Genomic DNA, 19911 nt, shown 5'->3' with positions numbered 1-19911 from the left:
TTCGGCCACGACCACGCGAACGCGCCGCTCGTCGATTGCCTTGTTTTCTGTCCGCGACCTGATCTTCAAGGGCTTCCGGCTTTTTTGTTGCGGCTTGGGGGTCCAGCCGATGCCTGGACCTGCATATGACAATTCTGCCCCAATCGCGCACGGGTGCTCTTTCCCCAGCGACATGCGCTGTCGCGTGGCCGGGCCACAAGCACACCCGCTTTTGACGGAATCGACCAAGTCGCGCACGCCGGACAATGTCGCGTCGGCGGAAAACGACGCCGTTGCGCAAGCGGGACTTTTCGGCTGGAATTCCCGTGCGTTGGAGCGACGGGCTGCGAAATCGAATCATGCCGCCGCTCCAAATTTCTTGTTTGTGGTCGGACCCAAAACCGATTTCCACTTTTCGGAATCATGGTCTAGACCTGACTGGCAACCTTTCCGGGATTCTGATGGCTGGAGACGCTGGTGGAAGGCCAGGACAAGCAGACGACCTCCGCCAAGGCGGCTGACGACGCCCACGCCGACATCTATGGCGAGGACGGCGCGGTTCTTTCGTCCTTCCTTGCCCAGATCGGTGCGGCGATCGCCGACCGCGACACGCTGACACTCAAGCGCGAAGTCGACGACCTGCACCAGTCGGAACTTGGCGACCTCATCGAGGCGCTGCATCCCGAGCAGCGGCGCGCGTTGGTCGAGCTGCTGGGCGCCGACTTCGATTTTTCCGCGCTGACCGAAGTCGACGAGGCGATCCGCATGGATATCGTCGACAATCTGCCCAATGCGCAGATCGCGCAGGCCGTGCAGGCACTCGATTCCGACGACGCGGTCTACATTCTCGAAGACCTCGAGCCGGAAGACCAGGACGAGATCCTGTCGCAGCTGCCGTTCACCGAGCGGATCAGGCTGCGGCGCTCGCTCGACTACCCGGAAGAGACCGCCGGGCGGCGCATGCAGACCGAGTTCGTCGCTGTGCCGCCTTTCTGGACCATCGGCCAGACCATCGACTACATGCGCGAGGACAAGAACCTTCCGGACCGCTTCAGCCAGATCTTCGTCATCGATCCGACCTTCAAGTTGTTGGGGGCCATCGATCTCGACCAGATCCTGCGCGCCAAGCGCGCGGTCAAGGTGGGGGAGGTCATGCATGAGACGCGGCACGCCATTCCCGCCACCATGGACCAGGAAGAGGCGGCGCGGGAATTCGAACAATACGACCTTCTGTCGGCCGCGGTCGTCGACGAGAACGAGCGGCTGGTCGGCGTGCTGACCATCGACGACGTCGTCGACGTCATCCAGCAGGAGGCGGAGGAAGACCTGCTGCGCATGGGCGGCGTCGGTGACGAAGAGCTCTCCGACAGCATTCTGGCGACCTCGCGCTCGCGCGTTCCGTGGCTGCTCGTCAATCTGCTGACGGCATTCCTGGCGGCATCGGTGATCGGCCTGTTCGACCACACGATCGAGCGAATCGTGGCACTCGCCGTGCTGATGCCGATCGTGGCCGGCATGGGCGGCAATGCCGGTTCGCAGACCATGACCGTCACCGTGCGGGCGCTGGCGACCAGGGATCTCGACATCTACAACGCCGGCCGCATCATCCGCCGCGAGATGGGCGTCGGCTTCATCAACGGCATCGTCTTCGCCGTGCTGATCGGCATCGTCGCCGCAAGTTGGTTCCACGACCCTAATCTCGGCGGCATCATCGCGGCGGCTATGATCATCAACATGTTCGTGGCGGCCCTTGCCGGCATTCTGATCCCGCTGCTGCTCGACAGGTTCAAGGTGGATCCCGCGGTCGCTTCGGCGGTTTTCGTCACCACGGTCACCGACGTCGTTGGATTCTTTGCCTTCCTCGGCCTCGCGAGCTGGTGGTTCGGCGTCCGGTAACGGTCTCAATTGACTTTTACGTAAATGCCGTGCGAGGCTTGTGCGGGGTGTCGCGTCGATTCCGGCGGACAAGGGTTTGGTTCGGGACAGAAGGGAGACGCCGCATGGCGATCGCCTGGAATCCCGGCAGGGAGTGACAATGCGGGAATATTATTCGATCACCGAGCTGACCCGCGAATTCGACGTGTCGACGCGGACACTGCGTTTCTATGAAGACGAGGGATTGGTGCAGCCGGTGCGGCGCGGCCGCACACGCCTGTTTCGCCCTTCCGACCGCCACCTCATCCGGCAGATCATGCGCGGAAAACGCCTCGGCTTCTCGATCAACGAGATCCGCGAGATCATCCAGATGTACAAGGAGCCGCCGGGCGAGGTCGGGCAGCTCAAGCTGATGATCAAGCGCATCGAGGAAAAGCGCGAAGACCTCAGGCAGAAACGTCGCGACCTTGAGGAGACACTAGCCGAACTCGACCAGGCCGAGGAGTCTTGCGTCGAGCGGCTGGTCGAGCTCGGCGTCAACACGTAGCCCTGCTCAAATCCAGCGCCGGACTCTTTTTGCATAGTCGCGGTATTTCTTGCCGAATTTCGCCGCCAATATCTTTTCCTCGCCCTCGATCGCGACCTTCTGGGTGACGAAGGCGGCGACGAAGGCAAGCAGGAAGAACCAGGCGATGCCCGAGACGAAGGCGACGCCGATCAACAGCAGCGTGTTGGCCAGGTACATCGGATTGCGGCTGACGCCGAAGGGGCCGGTCGTGACGAGATGATCGGGCACGGCGTTGGGATTGAGCGTGGTCCTGGCCCGTATCATGGTGCGGATCGCTGTGAACCAGAGTACGGCCACGGCGAACAATGCCACCCAGCCGGCGGCGAACAGGATGTCGCCAAGGAGATCGCCGATCCAGGGCAGCGGGATGTAGAGGCCGAGCACGACACTGATGAGGATGGCGGCGGCGTAGATCACCGGCGGCCACGGTATCAGCCCAGGTTTCGGCCCGGTCCCAGGCTTCGGTTCGATCCCAGGCTTTGGCCCGATCATTGTGTCCCTCCCTCCGTCATCTTGTCGTCGGTCTTGGCGGTGCACGTTGCGGCAAGATCGGACAGATGCGCCCTGAAGTCCGCAGTCTGGTCGTTGTTGAAGAGCCGATCAAGAGAGGCTTCACCTTCGAGCGTTTCGAGCATGCAGCCGCAATAGCTCGAACAGAAGGTTGCGTTGCGCATCTGCTCGCACGATCGCTGGCAGGTTTTCAGGAAATTGACCTGCGGGGTTTCGACCTGCGCCGGCATCACTTGCGAGAACAGCCAGACGCAGCCGATCAGCAGCGGCTGGTGGACCAGGTAGAAAGCCAGGCTGTGGCGGCCGATGAAGTCCAGCGGGTTCGACCAGCGTCCGGGCGCCAGGTTCGCCAGGCGTGCCCTTATGCCGGAGGTGGAAGCGAATTTCGCCACCGCAATGCCCGTAAGCACGGCGCCGAACCAGGGGAACAGCGGAACGTAGTCGTTGGAGCGCGGATTGATCGCCGACAGGCCGATCCACCAGAGCCAGGGATGATCGAGGGCCTCGAAGCGCAGGTAGACTGGTGCCGCGATGACGAGCGCGGCGACGGCAAGCGTCAGCAGCGCCGGCAGGCGCAGGAACGCGAGGCCGAGCAGGCTGGCGAGCGCGATCTCGTGCAGGATGCCGAAGAAGATGAATCCGTCGGGCGTGGCGATGCGGGTGACGACCGAAATGGCGACCGCCGCGCCGGCGATCATGGCGAACCGCTTCCAGAAGCCGTTCCAGCGGATCTGCCGGCCATGGGCGAGATAGAGGCTGACCCCGACCAGGAACAGGAAGGTCGATGCGATGCAGCGGGCGTAGAACTTCCACCAGCCGAAGGCGGTGAGGCCGGGATCGGTGTAGCCGAAGAATTCCAGGTCCCAGGTGAAGTGGTAGCTCGCCATCGCGATCAGCGCGATGCCACGCAAGATATCGATGGCGACGATGCGCTTCGATGGCTGCGGGACGGGTACGGTCGGCGTGTGGATGCTCATGGTCTCGCGATCTGATTCAGCCCCTCCACGACGACTATCACGGTTGCACCGGATAGAAGAAGACCGGGCGCCTTGGCCTGCACCGCGCGGCGGGGTCCGCGCCAGCCGCCGGGTTGGGCCAGCGCGGAAAAGCCTTTGACCGGCTTCGCTTTTTGCCGGATGTGCGTCGGTTTCCTCTTAATGGGCCTGAAATGTCCACGGCAGATTTGACGCCGCGATTCTGCTTTGGGGAAGCAATGTCCACCCATGTTCGTCATCCGATCTGGCTTCCGGCCCTCAAGGCCGCGGATGCGCGCACCTTCGCCTCGCTTTACGCGGTCGAATCCTTCGCCCGCGCCATGGTGTCGAGCGTCATACCGATCCAGGCCTACGAGATTCTCCACAACGAGCAGATCGTCTCCATACTTTACACCGCCGTGTCCCTGCTCGGCCTGTCGGTGACCTTATTCATGCCGATGCTGATCCGCCGCTTCGCGCGGCGCTGGGTCTACACGGCGGGCGCCTGCCTGCTCGCTATCGGCTCGCTGTTCTTCGTCACCCATACGCTCGCCGGGCAACTGGCCGGGATGCTGTGCCGGGTGATGGGCGCCAGCGCGCTGTCGATCACGCTCAACCTCTACATCATGGATCACATCCGCAAGACCGATTTCATGCAGGCCGAATCGCTGCGCATGGCGTGGTCGATGGTTGCCTGGACCTGCGGGCCGACGCTCGGCATTTTTCTCTATACGCGCTTCGGCATTTATGCCGCGCATGGCGCGGTGGCGGTGTTCGCCATGGCTTTGCTGGCGCTGTTCTGGACCTATCGGCTGAGCGACAACCAGTCGATCCGCCCGGGCAAGACACGACCGGCCAATCCGCTCGCCAACATCGGCCGCTTCGTCGCCCAGCCGAGGCTGAGATTGGCCTGGCTGATAGCCTTCGGCCGTTCCTGCTTCTGGACGACCTTCTTCGTCTATGGACCGCTGTTCATGGTCATCACCGGCGAGGGCGAATTGGCCGGCGGCCTGCTGGTCTCGGCCGGCAACGCGCTGCTGTTCATGGCGATCTTCTGGGGCAAGGCGGGGAAACGCTTCGGCGGCCGCAGGACCATGACATTTGCCTATTTCGCCATGTCGGCGACGCTGCTGGCGGCCGGTGCCGTGGGCGAAACCGTGCCGTTGCTCACCGGTGCCTTCCTGCTGTGCGGCGCCTTCTTCACCATCGCGCTCGACGCGCTGGGTTCGACCGCCTTCATGCGCTCGGTGCGCTCTTATGAGCGCGCGCAGATGGCGGCGGTCTACCGCACCTATCTCGATTTTTCCGAACTGACGCCGCCGCTGGTCTATTCGGTGGTGCTGGCCTTCTTCGGCCTGGGCTCGGTGTTCGTCACGCTTGGGCTACTGGCAGCCTTTTGCGGCTTCATGACCTGGCGATATCTGCCGAAGTCGCTGTGATCTTCAGGCCTCGGGTGAGCGCGCAGCGTGCCGTTCGCGCACCCAGTTGTGAAAACGGTGCAGGTCGTACTCCTCGGGCATCAGCACGCCAGCTGTATGACGCATCGAGCGCAGGCCCTTCTGGTTGACCTCGCAGATTGCCGCGTCCTCCTCCAGCACCTGTGTGCCGAAGGCAACGATGTTGTCGATGTCGGTCTCAGCGAGCGCCTCGGGCGCGAACAGCCATTCCGCGGTCAATTCGGTCTGTTCGGGACCGAGCGGCGTAAGCCGCACGGTCCTGACATAGTCGACATGGCCGACAATGAACATCGACGGCAGGTTGGTGGAGTAAGTCTGACCGGCGGTTCGTTCCGCCGGCGTCAAGCTCGGGAAGATCGGCCCGTGCGTCTGCCCATCACGCGACCATGTCTCAGCCCCGGCGCGCAGGCCGCCGGAGAATTCTGGCGCGTCATTGTCGGCGTGGCGGAGCCATTCGGGATCCTCATGCCGGCTCATCAGGCCGCGGCCGTAGATCGGCACCAGCCGCGACAGGTCCTTGTGGACGCCCGGGCAGTGCAGGCACTCGTTGAAGTTTTCCCAAAAAATCTTCCAGTTGCAGTTCATCACCTTGCGCAGCACGTGCCCTGATACCAGCATTTCCAGCGGCCAGTTGCCGAAGTCGCCGGAGGCCGGGTCGAAGGAGGATTGCGCCGAGCTGGCGGCATCTTCCGCAAGATTGACGAAGACGAAGCCCCGCCACACCGAGTGCGCGACGCGATAAAGCGGGTGATCGGCCTTGTCGAAGCCGTCAGGCAGCGATTTCGACGGCACGCGCACCAGATCGCCACGCAGAGAATAGGACCAGGCATGATACGGGCAGGTGATCAGCCGCGCCTTCAGCCGGCCCTGGCTTTCCTGGCAAAGCTGCGAGCCGCGATGCCGGCAGGTGTTGTGGAAGGCATGCAACTCGCCGGTGTCGTCGCGCAGCAGGAGGATTTCCTGCGTACCGACGCGGAAGGTGCGGAACGCCAAAGGCTGGGCAAGGTCGGCCTCGCGGCAGACGAGCAGCCAGTTCCTGTACCAGATGGCGTCGAGATCGCGCTGATAGTTGTCCTGGTCCCAATAGGCCGACGAGGGCAGCGTCGGCTCGGTTCGAGTCAGGCCGTTATAGGGCACGCACTCGCTGGCATTGGGCTGCATGGCTGGCTTCCCGTGAGGGGTGCCAGCCGACACCCGGCCATGAAGTTTGTCAATCGGGACGGGATGAGGGCAGCTTCGCCGATACGGCGCTCCTGCGCTGGCGGCTGTCGGAATTTGGTTTGCCGGGCGCGGCGAATTTCCCTATAGTCCCCGATGTCGTCGGTTCCTTTTTGGAGCCAAGAGGGAATGCGGTGCGGGCAGGAATTCCTGCCCAATGCCGTGGCTGCCCCCGCAACTGTGTGCGGTAGTCCTCTCCATATGCCACTGAAGATTTTTCTTCGGGAAGGTGGGGAAGGGCGCTTATCCGCGAGCCAGGAGACCTGCCGGCGACAGGAAACTGACTTCGATGCCCTCGGGTGGAGGGCGAAAGGACAAGACATGACTACCGCTTCCGTCTCCCTCGGCGCCTCCGTCTCCTCGCAGTCGCGCTTCATGCAGCTCGCGCTCGCGGCGCTGCTCGGCATCTTCGTCGTCGGCTTTGTCGGCTTCTCGCATATCGATGCGGTCCACAATGCTGCCCACGACTATCGCCACTCGATGGCGTTTCCCTGCCACTAACGAGGATCCGACATCATGAATCTGTTTCGCAACGTCGTGTTCGTCGCGGCGATCGCGGGGCTCGTGGCCGGTGTCGTTCTCGCCTGCATGCAGGCCTATGCCACCGTGCCGCTGATCCTCAAGGCGGAAGTCTACGAAAGGGCCGGCGGCGGCCACCACCATGATCACGCGGCCGCACCAGCGGCGACCAATGATGCCATGAGCACGGTGGCGCCCGCTGGGAATGCCATGAGCTCTGCCGCGCCCGCGGGCACCGATGCCGTGACACCGGCGGAGGAAGACGAAGGCTGGGCGCCGGCCGACGGTTTCGAGCGTTTCGCCTTTAGCGTGGTTGCCAATATCGTCACCGGCATCGGCTTCGCACTGGTCCTGGTCGCGGTTTCCGAGTTCTTCGGCGGCGTCGGCAACTGGCGCCAAGGTGTGTTCTGGGGCTTGGCCGGCTTTGCCGTGTTCACACTGGCACCGGGTCTCGGACTGCAGCCGGAACTGCCGGCAATGCCGGCGGCCGATCTTCTGCCGCGCCAGATCTGGTGGACGGCGACGGCGGCCGCGACCGCGATCGGCCTAGGCCTGATCGTGTTTCGCAGATCGCTGCCATTGACCATCCTCGCCGTCTTGCTGATCGTCGCGCCGCATGTCGTCGGCGCGCCGCAGCCCGACAGTTTCGAAACACCGATCCCGGAAGGCCTGCACCATCAGTTCGTGGTGGCGGTGACGGTGACCAATCTGGTGTTCTGGCTGGTGCTCGGCGCGATCGTGGGCGTGGTGCGCAGGCGCTTCACCGGCATGGCGACCAGCCTGCGCGACAGCTTTGCCTGATCGCGGCAGGCTGACCTTCATCATCGGTGGTGCGCGCTCCGGCAAGAGCGCGCACGCCGAAACCCTGATGACGGCATTGCCCTCGCCATGGGCCTATATCGCCACGGCGCAAGCCCATGACGACGAGATGCGCGAGCGCATCGCGCTGCACCGCTCGCGGCGCGGTGAGGGCTGGTCGACCACCGATGCGCCACTCGACCTCGCCGAAGCGCTGGAGGCGTTGCCAGACGGGCAGCCGGTGCTTGTCGACTGCCTGACGCTGTGGCTGACCAACCACACGCTGGCCGATCACGACGTCGAGGCCGCGTGCCGGCGGCTGGCGGACGTGCTGTCTCGGCCGCGCGGACCGTGGTTCGTGGTAACGAACGAGGTCGGGCAAGGCATCGTGCCCGACAACGCGCTGGCGCGTCGGTTTCGTGACGATGCCGGCCGGCTCAACCAGCGGGTCGCCGCGATTGCCGACACGGTGCTGCTCATGGTGGCGGGGCTACCGCTCAAGGTGAAGTGAAATGACCGATATCGACGACAAGGATGAAGAACGCCATCGCGCCAAGATGGCCAAGCGCAAGGCGGTGCAGGACGCCGAGGTTGCGGGCAAGACGATCGAGAAGGGGTTGCTGATCGTCAACACCGGTCCCGGCAAGGGCAAGACCACGGCCGCCTTCGGTCTTGCGCTGCGCATGCTCGGCTACGGCAAGCGCGTCGGCGTCGTCCAGTTCATCAAGGGCAAATGGCACACCGGCGAGAAGGAGGCCTTTGCCGTCTTTGGCGACCGTGTCGTCTGGCACGCAATGGGCGAGGGTTTCACCTGGGAGACGCAGGACCTGAAGCGCGATATCGCTGCCGCCGAGGCCGCCTGGGCCAAGGCTCTGGAATTGATCGCCGACCCCTCGATCAGCCTTGTCGTGCTCGACGAGCTCAACATTGCCTTGCGCTACGACTATCTCGCTCTCGACAAGGTGGTTGCGGCGCTCAAGGCTCGCCGCGAAGGCCTGCATGTCGTCGTCACCGGCCGCAACGCCAAGCCGGCACTGGTCGAGGCGGCGGACCTGGTCACCGAGATGGGGGTGACAAAGCACCATTTCTCGGCTGGCGTGAAAGCGCAGCAAGGCATCGAGTTCTAGAAAACCAGAACGGCGATCAGCGCGACAAGGCCGAACAAGCCGATCAGCAGGTAGTCCGCGACCCGGTAAAGCTTGAGCGCCCGCCTGATATCGCCGCTGTCGACATCGCGGCGGCCGCCTTCGCCCATGAAGATGTCGTCGACCATGACACCGCCATAGCTGCGTGGTCCGGCGAGCGCCAGCCCGAGCGCGCCGGCCATGGCCGCTTCCGGCCAGCCGGCATTGGGCGAGCGGTGTTTTTTCGCGTCGCGCCTCACCGCCTGCCAGGCGTCGCGGGGGTCGGCGCCCTCGACCAGGAGGGAAGCGAGCACGATCAGCAGCGCCGTCAGCCGCGATGCAGGCAGGTTGATCCAGTCGTCGAAGCGCGCCGCCGCCCAGCCGAAGGCCTCATGGCGCGGAGTCCGGTGGCCGACCATCGAATCGGCGGTGTTGGCCGCCTTGTAGGCCGCGCCGCCGGCGAGCCCTCCGACCCCGGTCCAGAAGGCGGGGGCGACGATGCCGTCGGAAAAATTTTCCGCCAGGCTCTCGATCGCCGCGCGGCAGACGCCGGCGCGGTCGAGCGTCTCGGGATCACGGCCGACGATCCGCGAAACGGCGGCTCGGCCCATGTCGAGGCCTCCGCTGTCGAGCGCGTCGGCGACGGCTTCGACATGTTCGTAAAGGCTTTTCTGCGACAGAAGCGATGTCGCCAGAAAGACGGCAACGATCCACCCCAGGGGGACGAACCAGAGCAGAACAAGCTGCACGCAAAGGCCCGCTATCGCAGGCACCAGCACGATGACCAGAAGCGCCTGGACACCACGTTGGCGACGCAACGCGTCGGGATCAGTGGCGCGGTTGAGCCGCAAGTCGAGAAAGGATATCAGCCTGCCGAACCATGTCACCGGATGGCCGATGGCGCGAAACAGCCAGTCGGGATAACCAAGGGCGAATTCGACAATTAATGACAGGAAAGCGATCAGGACTGACATGAAGCTTCTTGAAGGAGCGGTGGACCATGGTGGAAGTCTTGGCCGGGCAAGGGCGCTTTTCCCCAATGCCGTGCTGCCTTTCGTCGACCTCTCGACCGGTATCAATCCGCACTCCTACCCGCTTTTCGACCTGCCCGCCACCTCGCTGTGGCGATTGCCAGAGGCCGCGCGTGGACGCGAACTGATAGAGATCGCGGCCAACACCTATGGCGCGCCTTCCCCAGCAAGCGTGGTGGCGGCCCCTGGCACACAGATCCTGTTGCCGCGCGTCGCCTCGCTGGTGAGGCCCGGCAAGGCAATGGTGCTGGGGCCGACCTATGCCGAACACGCCCGGGCGGCGGCGATTGCCGGGCACGACGTGGTCGAGGTCAGCGATTTCGCGGCGCTGGCGAAAGCCGACCTCGCCATCATAGTCAATCCGAACAATCCCGATGGGCGCGTCGTCGAGCGCGACCGGTTGCTGGTGCTGGCCGCTGGACTTCGCGCCAAGGGCGGGCTGCTGGTCGTCGACGAGGCGTTCATGGATGTCGGTCCACGCGAGCACAGCCTCGCCGGCGATGTCGGCCAGGGCGGCATCGTCGTGCTGCGTTCGTTCGGCAAGTTCTTTGGTTTGGCCGGCCTGCGGCTCGGGTTCGCGCTTGCCGACGCGCCGACGGCTGAACGGCTGGACATGCAGTTCGGGCCGTGGGCTGTCGCAGGACCGGCCCTGGAATACGGCATCCGCGCGCTCGCCGATCTCGACTGGCAGGATGCGATGCGGGCCTCGCTGGCGGAAGCGACGGTGCGGCTCGACGCGCTGTTTAGCCGTTTCGGCGTTCCCGTCGCGGGCGGCACCACGCTGTTCCGCTATCTCAGCCTGCCCGATGCCGGCGGCCTGTTTTCCGGGCTTGGCCAGAGCGGTATCCTGCTGCGGCATTTCTCCGAACGGCCGCATGCCTTGCGCGCCGGACTGCCGGGGAGCGAGGAGGAGTGGCGCAGGATCGAATCCGCCCTTGCCGATTGGGCGTCGCGGCGCGAGGATCGGTCGAAAGGTTTCAAACAATGATCCATGTCTGCTCACTGGCGAAAATCGAGGAAGTGGTGGCCAGGACCGGCGCCGACCGCATGCTGTCGCTGCTCGCCGCCGGAACGGACGTAGTCCGACCGGCCTCGATCCCAAGGGAAAACCATCTGCACCTGGTCATGCACGACATCGCCGTGGCGCAGGACGGCATGACCATGCCGGGCGAGGAGCATGTCCGTAACCTGCTCGATTTCGCACGCCGCTGGGACCGGGCGAAACCAATGCTGGTGCACTGCTATGCCGGCATCAGCCGTTCGACCGCCTCGGCCTATATCATCGCCGCGGCTTTGGCGCCGAAACGCAACGAGGTGGAACTGGCGCGGACGCTGCGAGCGCTGTCACCTTCGGCGACGCCCAATCCGCGGCTGATCGCGGTGGCCGACGCGCTGCTCGAGCGCAACGGCCGCATGAACGAGGCGATCGAGTCGATCGGGCGCGGCGCCGACGCCTTTGAAGGCACGCCGTTCGCCCTCCAGATCGACGGTTAGCTATTTCAGCCACTCCGCGAGCTTGGCCTTGCGCACATCCCGCACCAGGTTGATGAACCCGTCAGCCTGATATTCCGCGGTCAGCCGGCCTTTCTCGGCTGTCGCGATGCTGGCGTCGCCGACCACGCCGTTCGGGTTGAGATCCCCGGCAATCCAGGCGAAGGCGTGGGTGCCTGTGTGGCGCAACAGCGAGAATTCCTGCTCGGCCTTGGCGACGTTGGAAACGAAATTGTCGGCCTTGCCCATGTCGACGAGATCTGGCCGGAAATGCAGCATCAGCGACGTCTCGACATCGCCGCCATGAATGCCGTGACGATCCTCGAGTTCGGTGTACATGCCGGCCGGGCGGCCAAAGCGCTGCCAACTGGTCTTCACCGCCAGCATCTTTTCGCGCACGCGCAATTCGCGCGTGACGATGCCCATGATCTCCTCATTGCCGCCATGCGAATTGACGACGATGAGCTTGCGCACCCCGGCGCGCGCGATCGACAGGCCGAGCTCGGTCCAGGCGTCGACCAGCGTCGTTGCCGGCAGGGTGAGAGTGCCCGGCGCGTGCAGATGCTCGTTCGACTTGCCCACCGCCTGGACCGGCAGGATGCGAATGTCGAGATCGTCGGGCAAGCGTGAAATCACCGTGTCGAGCATGCCGTTCATGATCGAAGTGTCGGTCGAGACGGGCAGATGCGGTCCATGCTGCTCGATCGCCGCCAGCGGCAGCACCGCGATCGTGGCTTCGGGATCGATCGAGGCGTATTCGGTGGTCCGATAGTCGCCCCACCATACGCGTTTCTTGCCAGCAGTCATGTCACGCCTCTTCAAATGATCAGGTCAGACCTAGCGCGGTGCGGCAGGTCTGTCGATCACCCGGCCGCGATGGCCTCGACCTCGACCTTGAATTCGGGCCGGGCAAAGCCGGAAACGATCATCAGCGTCGAGGCCGGCGCCGGGCTCGAAAACAGCCGGTCGCGAACCTCCATGTAGGGCCGCAGATGCGCGCGGTCGGTGACATAGGCGTTGATGCGAACGATGTCGCCAAGTCCCAGCCCGGCTTCGCCCAGAACCGCCGCGATGTTCCTGAAGCAGAGTTCGGCCTGTGCGCCGGCATCTTCCGGTATCTGGTCGTCCGCCGTGATGGCGACCTGGCCCGAGCACAGCACCAGCCGCTTGCCGGCCGGCACCTCGACGCCGTGGCTGTAGCGGGCAAAGGGTGGCTTGATCGACTCAGGGGTGAGGAACTTGAACATGGCAATCTCCTGGATATGGCCAGCCTAAGGCCGGACGCATTGCACCATCAAGATGGTGGTGCATGTCGCCGGTGCGATTGTGGACAGGCGTTCAAAAAATAGGCACGATGCCCTTCGGTGCAGCACGACCTTTCCGGCTTTCGCAGATGGCTGTGGTGCAGGCGGGCGGGTCCCGGCGCGCGACGCCGGTGGCATGTGTCTTGCTTCTTGAATCTTTGGTGTCAAGCACGGCGCGCAACGCGCCGGTGCAAATAAAGGGCGGTGTCAATGTACGTGAAACAGAAGATTTCGGCCGCGGTGGTGGCCCTGCTTGCGGCCAGCACGCTGGGCGCGGCGGCGAATGAAAAAGTCACTTTCGGCACCAACTGGCTCGCCGAGCCGGAACATGGCGGCTACTACCAGGCCGTGGCCGATGGCACCTACGCCGCCTGCGGTCTCGACGTCACCATCATGCAGGGCGGCCCGCAGGTCAGCGGCCGGCCGATGCTGCTCGCCGGCAAGATCGATTTTTACATGGGCGGCAATCTGCTGTCGGCCTTCGACGCCGTCCAGCAAGGCATTCCGATGCGTGTGGTGGCAGCCGACTTCCAGAAGGACCCGCAGGTCATCATGTCCCACCCCGGCGAGGGGCTCGACAAATGGGAAGACCTGAAGAACGCCGAGCAGTACATTCTGGGTGACGAAGGCGTGCAGACCTTCTTCCAGTGGATGGTCATCGAGCTCGGTTTCGACGCTTCAAAGCGCGTCCCCTACACCTACAACACCGCCCCTTTCCTCGCCAACAAGAAGTCGATCCAGCAGGGCTACGTCACCTCGGAGCCGTTCGCGGTCAAGAAGGAAGGCGGCTTCGTGCCGAACCAGTTCCTGCTCGCCGACTACGGCTGGGACACCTACTCGACCACGATCGAGGTGATGCAGGAGACGATCGACAAGAAGCCTGAGGTGGTCCAGTGCTTCGTCGATGGCTCGGCCAAGGGCTGGTACAAGTACCTCTACGGCGACAACAAGGCCGCCAACGACATGATCAAGAAAGACAATCCTGACATGAGCGACGAGCAGATCGCTTTCTCGATCGAGCAGATGAAGAAGTTCGGCCTGGCCGATTCCGGCGACACCGAGAAGCTCGGCATCGGCGCCATGAAGGAAGAACGGATCAAGAGCTTCTACGACAAGATGGTCAAGGCCAAGGTCACGCCTGAAGGCATCGACATCACGAAAGCCTACACGCTGGCCTTCATCAACAAGGGGGTCGGGCTCGAGCTGAAGAAATAGGCCGGCCCGGCATGATGCGGGAACAGGTGGCGCAAACGCCCGCCTCGGACATGGCTCCGACCTTGCTGGCGCTGCGTGGCGTCGGCAAGGTCTTTTCCAACGGCGTGACGGCGCTCAGCGATGTCGACCTGACGATCCGGGAAGGCGATTTCCTCAGCCTGCTCGGACCGTCGGGCTGCGGCAAGTCGACGGCGCTGCGGCTGATTGCCGGCCTGTCCACGCCGACATCCGGCGTGCTCGACTGGCGCGGCGGCGGTTCGCTCGACCGCGCCAATATCGGCTTCGTCTTCCAGGAGCCGACGCTGCTGCCCTGGGCCAGCGTCTTCGACAATGTCTGGCTGCCGCTCAGGCTGAAAGGCATCTCCCGCGCCAAGGCGGCGCCCGCGGTTAACGAGATGCTGGCACGGGTTCATCTCACCGGCTTCGAGGACGCCGTGCCGCGCGAACTCTCCGGCGGCATGAAGATGCGCGTCTCGATCGCGCGCGCCATGGTGACCAAGCCACGCGTGCTGTTGATGGACGAGCCGTTCGCGGCACTCGACGAGATCACCCGCTTCAAGCTCAACAACGACCTGCTGGAACTGTGGCAAGACGAGCGCTTCACCGTCGTCTTCGTCACCCACAGTGTGTTCGAAAGCGTGTTTCTCTCCAACCGCGTCGTCGTCATGGCGGCTCGGCCGGGGCGGGTGTTCGACGAACTCGCGATCGAGGCCTCCTATCCGCGCGATGATGCGTTTCGCACCTCGCCTGACTATGCGGCCCTTTGCCGGCAAGCCTCGGATGTGCTGGTCAATGCCATCAATTCAACAGTGGGCTCGCATCATGACGGCCATTGACGGCACGTTGAAACTCGACCCCGAGGAAGCGCGCCGCGTGCGCCAGGAGCGGTTTGAGCGGATCGGCCGCTGGGTTCTGCCGCTGGCGATCATGATCCTGGCGATCTGGCTGTGGGACCGCATCTGCGTGTGGAACGAGATCCCGCAATACATCCTGCCGCGCCCCGGCGTCGTGCTGACAACGCTCTACAACGATGCCGGCCTGCTGTTTTCCGCACTGCTGGTCACCTTGCGCATCACCTTCCTCAGCCTGCTGCTGGCGGTTGTCGGCGGCGTCGGCCTGGCGGTCTTGTTCGCGCAGTCGAAATGGGTGGAGATGTCGTTCTTCCCCTTCGCCATCGTGCTGCAGGTGACACCGATCGTGGCGATCTTTCCGCTGATCAACATCTATGTCGACAATCAGACGACCAAGCTCCTGCTCTGCGCCTGGATCGTCGCCTTCTTCCCGATCCTGTCCAACACCACGCTCGGCCTCAACTCGGTCGACCGCAACCTGCGCGACCTGTTCAAGCTCAACGGCGCGACGCGCTGGCAGCAGCTGCGCTATCTCAGGCTGCCGGCGGCGATGCCGTATTTCCTTGGCGGGCTGAAGATCGCCGGCGGCCTGTCGCTGATCGGCGCCGTGGTGGCCGAGTTCGTCGCCGGCGCCACCGGCCAGTCGTCCGGACTTGCCTCGCGCATCATCGAAGCGGGTTACCGGCTCAACGCGCCAAGGCTGTTCGCGGCGCTGTTCCTGATATCGCTGACAGGCATCCTGATCTTTCTCGTGCTGTCGCTGATTTCGCATCTCATTTTGCGGCGCTGGCACGAAAGCGCGCTGAAGCAGGAGCGGTAGACCTTGATACCAGCCTCTGGCTCCTACCGCCTTGCCAACGCGCGTGTTCATCAATCTGTCACGCTTGGTCTGGCTGCGACCTTCGACAGCGACGGTTTCGCCCTTGCCGACATTACCGTCGCGGACGGCAAGATTTCCAGCATCGCCGTGCAGGCCGCATCGAAGGTCCCGGCGGGCGCCATCGACCTTGCCGGCCGTATCGTGCTGCCGTGTTTCGTCGACTGCCACACGCATATCGACAAGGGCCATATCTGGCCACGAAAGCCCAATCCCGACGGTACCTTCACGGGCGCTCTGAACGCCACAGGCGCCGACCGCGTGGCGCGCTGGAGCGCCGAGGATGTGGCGCGCCGCATGGATTTCTCGCTGCGCTCGGCCTACGCGCATGGCACCAGGGCGCTCAGAACTCATATCGACAGCGTCGCGCCGCAGGAGGAAATCTCCTGGCCCGTGTTCGAGACGATGCGCGAGGCATGGCGTGGCCGCGTCGAATTGCAAGGTGCCTGCCTGCTCGGCATCGAGGGCGTGCGCGACAAGAAATGGTTCGACAGGCTGGCCAAACGCGTGGCCGCCGCCAAGGGCGTGCTGGGCGTCGTCACCTATATGGTGCCGGACCTGGAAGAGCTGCTCGACCACGTTTTCGCGCAGGCAATCAAGCACGGGCTCGACCTTGATTTCCATGCCGACGAGACCGACGACATCGCCGCGATCTCGCTGAAGAAGATCGCCGAGGCGGCGCTGTGGAACGGCTTCGAGGGCAACATCCTCGTCGGCCATTGCTGCTCGCTGGCGCGCCAGCCCGATATCGAGGTGCTGGACACGCTGGACAAGGTGGCGAAGGCCGGGCTGGCAATCGTGTCGCTGCCGATGTGCAATCTCTATTTGCAGGACCGTCGCACTGACCAAACCACACCGCGCTGGCGTGGCGTGACGCTGCTGCATGAGATGAAGGCGAGGGGCATTGCGGTGGCCGTCGCTTCGGACAACACGCGCGATCCCTTCCATGCCTATGGCGATCTCGATATGCTGGAGGTCTACCGCATGGCGACGCGCGTCCTGCATTTCGATCATCCGGTCGGCGACTGGCCGCAGGCGGTCACCGCGACGCCGGCCCATGTGATGCGGCTCGATGGCTTCGGCACGCTCACCGCCGGAGGCGATGCCGACTTCGTGCTGTTCAAAGGTCGAAGCTGGACGGAATTGCTGTCGCGCCCCGAATCGGATCGCATCGTCGTGCGTGCGGGGCGAGCGATAGACCGGCAATTGCCCGACTATGCCGAACTCGACGAGCTGATGGTGGAATGATGGATGTTTCGGCGCTCAAACGCGATCTCGATGGGATAAAACTCGACGACAATCCGGCCATCGTCCAGCAGAAGAGCCGGGACTTCTACTGGTACAGTCCGGTCCTGAAACAACAGCTCGACCATGTCACCGGCGACCTCATCGTGACGCCCAGGAACGAAGCCGAACTGATCCGCGTGCTTGCCGCCTGTCATCGCCATGGCGTGCCGGTGACGCCGCGCGGCAGCGGCACCGGCAATTATGGCCAGGCAATGCCGCTTTCGGGCGGCGTGGTGCTCAATCTCGCCGAGATGAACGAGATCAAGTCGATCGCGCCGGGGCGCGTGGTGACCGGACCGGGCGCGGTCCTGGCCGACATCGACAAGGCGACGCGCGCGCATTCCGGGCAGGAGCTGCGGCTGTCGCCCTCCACCTACAACACCGCCTCGATCGGCGGTTTCATCGCCGGCGGCTCCGGCGGTGTCGGCTCGATCAATTTCGGCGGATTGCGTGATTTCGGCAATGTGCTGCGCCTGCGCGTGGTGACGATGGAGGCCGAGCCGAGGGTGCTCGAACTCACCGGCGAAGACCTGCACAAGGTGACCCACGCCTATGGCACCAATGGCATCATCTCGGAAGTCGAGATGCCGCTGACGGCGGCCTATGACTGGATCGACGTCATCGTCGGCTTCGACCAATTCATGGATGCGGCGCGCTATGGCAATGCGCTGGCCTGCCAGGACGGCATCCTGACCAAGCTGATCACGCCGATCGCGGCACCCGTGCCGCAGCTTTATTTCAAGCGGCACCAGAAATTCTTCAGGGAAGGTCAAAGCATCTGCGTCGTCATGGTGGCGCAACATGGGCTGGATGCTTTTCTGGCCTTTACGCGCCGCGCCGGGGGTGAGGTGATCTACAACGCCACCACGGCGACGCCGGAGGAGAAAAAGGGCCTGCCGCCGGCCTATGAGCTGGCCTGGAACCACACGACGCTCCGGGCGCTGCGCGTCGACCCCGCCGTCACCTACCTGCAGTCGCTCTATCCCTTTCCCAACCAGCTGGCGCTGGTAGAGAAAATGGATGCGATGTTTCCCGGCGAAGTGTTCTCGCATCTCGAATTCGTGCGGCTGGATGGCAACATCACCTGCTTCGGCCTGCCGCTGGTCAAGTTCACCACCGAGGCGCGGCTTAACGAGATCATCCGCCTGCATGAGGAAAATGGCTGCCCGATCTTCAACCCGCACCGCTACACGCTGGAAGAGGGCGGCATGAAGCAGACCGACGCGGTGCAACTCGCCTTCAAGCGCGAGACCGACCCGCAAGGCCTGCTCAATCCCGGCAAGATGATCGCCTGGGAAAACCCGGACTATGACTACCGTTCGGGCCGGACGTTCCTGTTCAAGGGGTTGCAGAGGACGGGATGAGGAGAAGTTCGCGCTTGAACACCCCCCTCTGGCCTGCCGGCCATCTCCCCCGCAAGGGGGGAGATCGGACTGCCTCATTGCTTTCGCCAATTGTCAGCGTGGCAGGTTGGCGGCAGCGTTTAAGCTGCCAATCTCCCCCCTTGCGGGGGAGATGGCTGGCAGGCCAGAGGGGGGTGCCTCGCGCCGACCTGCGGAATATCCTCCCGTGAAAATCCTCGTCCTCTACGTTCATCCGGTCGAGACCAGCTTCAATGCCGGGCTGCACGGGACGATCGTCGAGCGGCTGACGGCGGCGGGTCACGTGGTCGACGATTGCGATCTCTATGCCGAAGAATTCGATCCGCGGCTGACGCGCAGGGAGAGGCTGGATTATCACAATCAGCGCGGTCCCGGGGATCCTGCGGCGCTATACGTCGAGCGCCTGTTGCGGGCCGATGCGCTGGTGCTTTCCTATCCGGTCTGGAATTACGGTTTCCCGGCGATCCTGAAAGGGTTTTTCGATCGCGTCTTCCTGCCGGGCGTGTCGTTCAAGCTGGTCGACGGCAAGGTGGAGCCGTCGCTGCACAACATAATAAAGGTCGCGGCGGTCACCACCTATGGCGGCAGCCGGTTCCGCGCCTTTCTGATGGGCGACCCGCCGCGAAAACTGATCAAGCGCATGCTGCGCGCCACGGTAAAGCCGGGTGCTCCGGTGACCTACCTCGCGCATTATTCGATGAACCTGTCGACCGATGAAACCCGAAAGTCCTTCACGGCGAAGGTCGCGGCCAGCATGGATGCATTCTGATGCGTGCCCTTGTCGTCTATTGCCATCCGGTGCCGGAGAGCTTCTGCGCCGCCATTCGCGACATCGCCGTGGATGTGCTGACGCGTCGAGGCTGGGACGTGCGGCTGCTCGACCTCTACGCCGAAAAGTTCGATCCGGTGATGAGCTGCCAGGAGCGGCGTAGCTACAATAGTCAGGCGCCGCAGGACCCGGCGCTGAAACCGCATTTCGAACTGCTCAACTGGGCCGAAGCGATCCTGTTCGTCTACCCGACCTGGTGGTACGGGCTGCCGGCGATGCTGAAGGGCTGGCTAGACCGGGTGTGGGCGACCGATGTCGCCTTCAAGCTGCCGGCGGGCAAGGGCGGGATCAAGTCGCTGATGACGCATGTCACCAAGGTCGGCGTCATCACCACTTGCGGTGCACCGACCTGGTGGAGCGTCGTCGTCGGCCAGCCCGGGCGCAAGACCTTGCTGCGCGGCATGCGGGCGCTGTGCGCCAGGCGCTGCAAGACGTTCTTCCTGGCGCATTATTTGATGGACGCCTCGACGCCGAAGACGCGAGCGGCGTTTCTGGTCAAGGTGCGGGCGAAGTTGGAGCGGTTTTGAAAGATTAGCACCTGGGCAGCGCTAGCCTGCCCCAGTTTGAGACGTTCGCGCCGCCCCTCATCCGGCCCTTCGGGCCACCTTCTCCCCGTGAACGG

At 63.9% G+C, this 19911-nt stretch carries 22 protein-coding genes and 1 riboswitch; of the genes, 16 read left to right on the top strand and 6 right to left on the bottom strand.

Translation table 11 applies throughout. The annotated features are described in order from the left end of the window. Window positions 1-456: 456 nt before the first annotated feature. Together mgtE and LB557_RS21375 are read left to right on the top strand one after the other, a co-directional pair. Complete coding sequence (gene mgtE, locus LB557_RS21380; RefSeq protein ID WP_015317368.1) at window positions 457-1875, top strand: magnesium transporter; 1419 nt, start codon at window positions 457-459, stop codon at window positions 1873-1875. 139 nt (window positions 1876-2014) lie between these two features. Further along, window positions 2015-2401: a MerR family transcriptional regulator gene (locus LB557_RS21375; protein ID WP_006203215.1), complete on the top strand. Its 387-nt coding sequence runs from the start codon at window positions 2015-2017 to the stop codon at window positions 2399-2401. 6 nt (window positions 2402-2407) lie between these two features. Here LB557_RS21375 and LB557_RS21370 read toward each other — a convergent pair whose 3' ends face one another. Continuing rightward, window positions 2408-2914: a methyltransferase family protein gene (locus tag LB557_RS21370; protein WP_140661015.1), complete on the bottom strand. Its 507-nt coding sequence runs from the start codon at window positions 2912-2914 to the stop codon at window positions 2408-2410. Further along, complete coding sequence (locus tag LB557_RS21365) at window positions 2911-3909, bottom strand: heparan-alpha-glucosaminide N-acetyltransferase (RefSeq protein WP_224643515.1); 999 nt, start codon at window positions 3907-3909, stop codon at window positions 2911-2913. The genes LB557_RS21370 and LB557_RS21365 overlap by 4 nt, the downstream gene beginning before the upstream one ends. A gap of 236 nt (window positions 3910-4145) precedes the next feature. Between LB557_RS21365 and LB557_RS21360 the strand changes: the two genes are divergently transcribed. Further along, window positions 4146-5345, top strand: a complete 1200-nt coding sequence (locus tag LB557_RS21360) for an MFS transporter (RefSeq protein WP_015317371.1) — start codon at window positions 4146-4148, stop codon at window positions 5343-5345. A 3-nt stretch (window positions 5346-5348) separates the two neighbouring features. On the opposite strand, the gene LB557_RS21355 is transcribed toward LB557_RS21360, so the two are convergent. Next, on the bottom strand, window positions 5349-6524 hold the full coding sequence (locus LB557_RS21355; RefSeq protein WP_224643516.1) for an aromatic ring-hydroxylating oxygenase subunit alpha: 1176 nt from the start codon (window positions 6522-6524) through the stop codon (window positions 5349-5351). Between the two features lie 143 nt (window positions 6525-6667). Then, window positions 6668-6867, top strand: a riboswitch (cobalamin riboswitch). Between the two features lie 35 nt (window positions 6868-6902). Between LB557_RS21355 and LB557_RS21350 the strand changes: the two genes are divergently transcribed. The 4 genes from LB557_RS21350 to cobO are packed head-to-tail and all read left to right on the top strand — an operon-like array spanning window position 6903 to window position 9025. Further along, window positions 6903-7082: a CbtB domain-containing protein gene (locus LB557_RS21350; protein WP_015317373.1), complete on the top strand. Its 180-nt coding sequence runs from the start codon at window positions 6903-6905 to the stop codon at window positions 7080-7082. 15 nt (window positions 7083-7097) lie between these two features. After that, window positions 7098-7901: a CbtA family protein gene (locus tag LB557_RS21345; protein WP_224643517.1), complete on the top strand. Its 804-nt coding sequence runs from the start codon at window positions 7098-7100 to the stop codon at window positions 7899-7901. Further along, on the top strand, window positions 7894-8409 hold the full coding sequence (cobU, locus tag LB557_RS21340) for a bifunctional adenosylcobinamide kinase/adenosylcobinamide-phosphate guanylyltransferase (protein ID WP_224713092.1): 516 nt from the start codon (window positions 7894-7896) through the stop codon (window positions 8407-8409). Before LB557_RS21345 ends, cobU begins: the two co-directional genes overlap by 8 nt. Before the next feature lies 1 nt (window position 8410). Continuing rightward, entirely contained in the window at window positions 8411-9025 is a 615-nt protein-coding gene (gene cobO / locus LB557_RS21335) for a cob(I)yrinic acid a,c-diamide adenosyltransferase (RefSeq protein ID WP_140615856.1), read from the top strand. Here cobO and cbiB read toward each other — a convergent pair. Further along, entirely contained in the window at window positions 9022-9996 is a 975-nt protein-coding gene (cbiB, locus tag LB557_RS21330; RefSeq protein ID WP_224523193.1) for an adenosylcobinamide-phosphate synthase CbiB, read from the bottom strand. The two genes, cobO and cbiB, sit on opposite strands and share 4 nt — an antisense overlap. On the opposite strand from cbiB, the gene cobD reads away from it, so the two are divergent. Further along, window positions 9995-11041: a threonine-phosphate decarboxylase CobD gene (cobD, locus tag LB557_RS21325; protein WP_224643450.1), complete on the top strand. Its 1047-nt coding sequence runs from the start codon at window positions 9995-9997 to the stop codon at window positions 11039-11041. The genes cbiB and cobD overlap by 2 nt on opposite strands. Next, on the top strand, window positions 11038-11547 hold the full coding sequence (locus LB557_RS21320; RefSeq protein ID WP_224643451.1) for a tyrosine phosphatase family protein: 510 nt from the start codon (window positions 11038-11040) through the stop codon (window positions 11545-11547). The genes cobD and LB557_RS21320 overlap by 4 nt, the downstream gene beginning before the upstream one ends. Here LB557_RS21320 and LB557_RS21315 read toward each other — a convergent pair whose 3' ends face one another. Continuing rightward, window positions 11548-12351 (bottom strand): creatininase family protein, encoded by an 804-nt coding sequence (locus tag LB557_RS21315; RefSeq protein ID WP_140615863.1) that lies wholly within the window; start codon window positions 12349-12351, stop codon window positions 11548-11550. A 56-nt stretch (window positions 12352-12407) separates the two neighbouring features. After that, the gene (locus LB557_RS21310) at window positions 12408-12791 is read right to left on the bottom strand and encodes a RidA family protein (RefSeq protein ID WP_224643452.1); all 384 of its coding nucleotides are present in this window, start codon (window positions 12789-12791) and stop codon (window positions 12408-12410) included. A gap of 267 nt (window positions 12792-13058) precedes the next feature. Between LB557_RS21310 and LB557_RS21305 the strand changes: the two genes are divergently transcribed. The 7 genes from LB557_RS21305 to LB557_RS21275 all read left to right on the top strand — a co-directional run bounded on the left by LB557_RS21305 (window position 13059) and on the right by LB557_RS21275 (window position 19816). Next, the gene (locus LB557_RS21305; protein WP_015317382.1) at window positions 13059-14063 is read left to right on the top strand and encodes an ABC transporter substrate-binding protein; all 1005 of its coding nucleotides are present in this window, start codon (window positions 13059-13061) and stop codon (window positions 14061-14063) included. Between the two features lie 11 nt (window positions 14064-14074). Continuing rightward, window positions 14075-14899 (top strand): ABC transporter ATP-binding protein, encoded by an 825-nt coding sequence (locus LB557_RS21300; protein WP_224643453.1) that lies wholly within the window; start codon window positions 14075-14077, stop codon window positions 14897-14899. Beyond that, window positions 14886-15734 carry an ABC transporter permease gene (locus LB557_RS21295; RefSeq protein WP_015317384.1) on the top strand — a complete coding sequence of 283 codons (849 nt, stop codon included), beginning with the start codon at window positions 14886-14888 and terminating at the stop codon, window positions 15732-15734. The genes LB557_RS21300 and LB557_RS21295 overlap by 14 nt, the downstream gene beginning before the upstream one ends. 3 nt (window positions 15735-15737) lie before the next feature. Continuing rightward, window positions 15738-17039, top strand: a complete 1302-nt coding sequence (locus LB557_RS21290; protein ID WP_224643454.1) for a cytosine deaminase — start codon at window positions 15738-15740, stop codon at window positions 17037-17039. Then, window positions 17039-18442, top strand: coding sequence for an FAD-binding oxidoreductase (locus LB557_RS21285; RefSeq protein WP_224643469.1), 1404 nt, complete (start codon window positions 17039-17041; stop codon window positions 18440-18442). Before LB557_RS21290 ends, LB557_RS21285 begins: the two co-directional genes overlap by 1 nt. A 205-nt stretch (window positions 18443-18647) precedes the next feature. After that, entirely contained in the window at window positions 18648-19229 is a 582-nt protein-coding gene (locus tag LB557_RS21280; protein ID WP_224643455.1) for an NAD(P)H-dependent oxidoreductase, read from the top strand. Further along, window positions 19229-19816, top strand: coding sequence for an NAD(P)H-dependent oxidoreductase (locus tag LB557_RS21275; RefSeq protein ID WP_224523186.1), 588 nt, complete (start codon window positions 19229-19231; stop codon window positions 19814-19816). Before LB557_RS21280 ends, LB557_RS21275 begins: the two co-directional genes overlap by 1 nt. Window positions 19817-19911: the final 95 nt, after the last annotated feature.

Source organism: Mesorhizobium sp. BR115XR7A (genome assembly GCF_020165315.1).
GTDB lineage: Bacteria > Pseudomonadota > Alphaproteobacteria > Rhizobiales > Rhizobiaceae > Mesorhizobium > Mesorhizobium australicum.
The sequence above is the reverse complement of the archived record's forward strand: the minus strand, read 5'-3'. Positions and strand labels throughout refer to the sequence as shown.